Here is a 3,100-nt window from a genome sequence, read left to right as displayed (position 1 = left end):
ATATACAAGCGCACAGTTTTATACTAGATTAAAAAAACATCATATGAAGCAGAGTATGTCTAGAGTTGCCCACTGTATTGACAATGGACCAATGGAAGGGTTTTGGGGAATTCTAAAACGAGAAATGTATTATAAACAGCGTTTAATGACAGAAGCTCTTTGATTACTGCGATAGCTAATTACATAGATTACTACAACAACCAACGACTTCAAAGGAAACTGCATGTAATGACACCAATGAAATATCATGAGCAATATACAAAAGCAGCATAAAATATCGCCAGCCATAGCATGGCTGACGATACAAAAATTTATTATTTTTTATTGTCCTCTTGACGGGGAGCATACTATTGTTTTGAATAACAATTCTGGGTTCTTTTTTTAGAAAGCGATTTAGTTTCACATTATTATTTGATATTTTTTCTATATTCAGACGGGGAAAGCCCGCTTTGTTTCTTGAAAATACGGCTAAAATATAGTGGGTTTTCATATCCGATCGCTCGAGAAATTTCCGATATATTAAAAGAAGTATTTCGTGGCTTTTCACTGGAAAGCCGGTGCGTTAGAATGTTTTTTATTTTAACGTTTACTTATTCTTTTGCGCCTAATAACAACAACGATCATTCCTGCCGTAAAAATTATACCACAGATTGGAAGGAACATTTTTGTAGTGTCTCCGGTTTTTACTGTTTTGGACGTACCTTTTAATGATTTTTCCTCGGCTGTTTTTGGCGAAGTGTTTTTTGTATTTGATAAGCTTTTATCTGTACCTGTTAATTTATCATCTCCGTAAATAGGCGGAGCAGGTTTAGTAGTAGGTGTATCTTCCGACTTGTTTAGCTTTTTGTATGCATCTTCTGCAGTGGTTAAAACATTTACATTACTTACCAGTGCTTTTTGAGTAGCTGTTAATGCATCGTATGCAGTTCTGGCTTCTTTGATTATATCACCAGAATCTTTTGTTACCGTTCCTATTGCATCAATTTTCTTTTCTACTTCTGCAGCTGCATTCTTATCTGTTTTGGAATTTTCTTCTTCTTTCTTTAGTTCGGATAATTTTGTCTCTGCTTGTGTAAGAAGTTCATAATTTGATACTTTGTTTTTCTGATCTTCAGATAATGCGTCGTATCCCATTCTTGCTTCTTTAATTGCATTTTCCTTTTCGATGGTCACATCACCGATTGCATCAATCTGTTCTATAACTTTCTTATACTGTAAAGCACTTTCAGGTACCAGTTCACATACTGGCTGTTTATATACAATAGTTGCCTTTGCACTTCCTAAATCTGCGTAATAAGAATTTGTTCCAACATACCATTCTTTAAAGAATTTACATTTACGCCATATCTTGTGATATCTACCGGATAGTTTTCAAAGGAAGCGTTCAAGTCATCTGCTGTTTTCTTAAGTCCTGAAAAATCAAATCCTTCCAGATTATTACTTAAACCACCCACATAAGTGAAACCGTCATCACTTAAGGAAGCTGCATCCTGTGTGCCTACAGGTTCTGGTGGATTTATTGATTCTCCCCCTATTGACATTCCAGTTTCTTTATCATATTTTGAATCATATGCTTTACCAGTTTCAGTAATCCATCCAGATATCATACCGCCATACTTAGATTCATTGTGTGTAGACAGTGAGCCTGATGCATAGCAACTGGAAACAGTTCCTTTATTAATGGCAACCAAATTACTGATTATTGGTGTTACCGAATTATTTTCGTAGGTTCCACCTCCAACACTTTCAATTGATAATGAATTTGCAATTAATCCCTGTTCTAATACTCCGGCAATTCCAGCTGCAGCTGCAATCTTATCTTGATCTGATACATAGCATGATACAACAACGTCACTTTTACAGTTAATTACGGCACCTTTTTTCTGCCAACCAACAATTCCACCTACATAATTATCTCCGCTATTAGATTCATGATAGATTGATCCGGAAACATAACAATTATCAATGACTGCTCCATGCAAATTTCCTGTATCGTCGAAACCTTTCATTCCTCCGGCGATGCTTCCAATGATTCCATTTCCATTAGTTCCTTCAGATTCAATATCGATACCAGTAATCTTCAGATTTTTAATTTGTGCATCTTTATTTAATATACCAAAAAAACCAACATAAGTATTTTTTCCTGTAATCATATAGGGATTATTATAAGTTCCTATTTTCATACCGATAATTGAATGATTTTGTCCGTTAAAGTCTCCATTAAATGCACAGTCATTTCCACCAATTGGTTCCCAGGAGATATCTGAAATATTTACATCAGAATCCAGAACTATGTATTTTCCACTGTAGTCATTATCTGCAGTTACTGATTTTGCAAATTTTTGTAGTTGGTCTGTCGTATGGATAATGTATGGATCATCCTGCGTCCCATTTCCAGATTCAAATATTTTATTTTTATCTTCCGTTGCTTTACTTGCTGATATTTCAAGTGCCTGATTTACAGCATCTTTAATCCCATTGGAACTATCGGTTGCACCGGATATGGTGTCTACACCTGTATCACCTTTATTTATAATGTTATTGTACATATCAGGAACTGCCATTTCCCAATATTCTGGTGTTTCATTCTGCTGTTTTGTTTCAATGTCAACTATTTTCCCATTCGCAATTGTTACATCCAGGACAATTGTATCTACGTGTCCCTTTCCTGATCCTTCAAATGTTCCATCTGCATATTGTGTTTCTTCTGCACTTACAGATATTGGTGTAGACATTACTAGCATTGTTGCCGATAATGCAAATACAGCACTTTTCATAATTGCGTATTTCATTTTTCCAATTAATTGCATAATCATTTTCCTCCATCAATTTATTTATGTAGAGCTATAAAATTATATATCTTTCTTTAATTTGATTTGAATCATATATATCATCCCCCCTCTGCTTTTAACAACTGAAGTTAATCAGTGATATCTAAATCCATATAATCAGCCAAGACTAATTATAGTTTCATGCAACTAACCGATGAGCTTTGAATCATATATATCATCCCCCCTCTGCTTTTAACAACTGAAGTTAATCAGTGATATCTAAATCCATATAATCAGCCAAGACTAATTATAGTTTCATGCAACTAACC

Annotated in this window: 3 protein-coding genes and 1 pseudogene; 1 reads left to right on the top strand and 3 read right to left on the bottom strand. The window is 34.7% G+C overall.

Annotation, left to right across the window (positions count from 1 at the left end; translation table 11 throughout):
* Positions 1-153: 153 nt before the first annotated feature.
* A pseudogene (locus DXB52_RS15155) lies at positions 154-273 on the top strand (IS3 family transposase); the annotation flags it as partial.
* A 134-nt stretch (positions 274-407) separates the two neighbouring features.
* Here the strand turns inward: DXB52_RS15155 and DXB52_RS15150 are convergent.
* The 3 genes from DXB52_RS15150 to DXB52_RS15140 form a co-directional block, all read right to left on the bottom strand.
* Entirely contained in the window at positions 408-569 is a 162-nt protein-coding gene (locus DXB52_RS15150) for an AraC family transcriptional regulator (protein WP_270370480.1), read from the bottom strand.
* A gap of 10 nt (positions 570-579) precedes the next feature.
* A complete protein-coding gene (locus tag DXB52_RS15145) occupies positions 580-1,134 on the bottom strand; it encodes a hypothetical protein (protein ID WP_147343389.1) in 555 nt (184 codons plus the stop codon).
* Between the two features lie 146 nt (positions 1,135-1,280).
* Complete coding sequence (locus DXB52_RS15140) at positions 1,281-2,810, bottom strand: FMN-binding protein (protein WP_181989229.1); 1,530 nt, start codon at positions 2,808-2,810, stop codon at positions 1,281-1,283.
* Positions 2,811-3,100: the final 290 nt, after the last annotated feature.

Source organism: Ruminococcus sp. OM04-4AA, assembly GCF_003462585.1.
GTDB classification, from domain to species: Bacteria; Bacillota; Clostridia; order Lachnospirales; family Lachnospiraceae; genus Mediterraneibacter; species Mediterraneibacter faecis.
The sequence above is the reverse complement of the archived record's forward strand: the minus strand, read 5'-3'. Positions and strand labels throughout refer to the sequence as shown.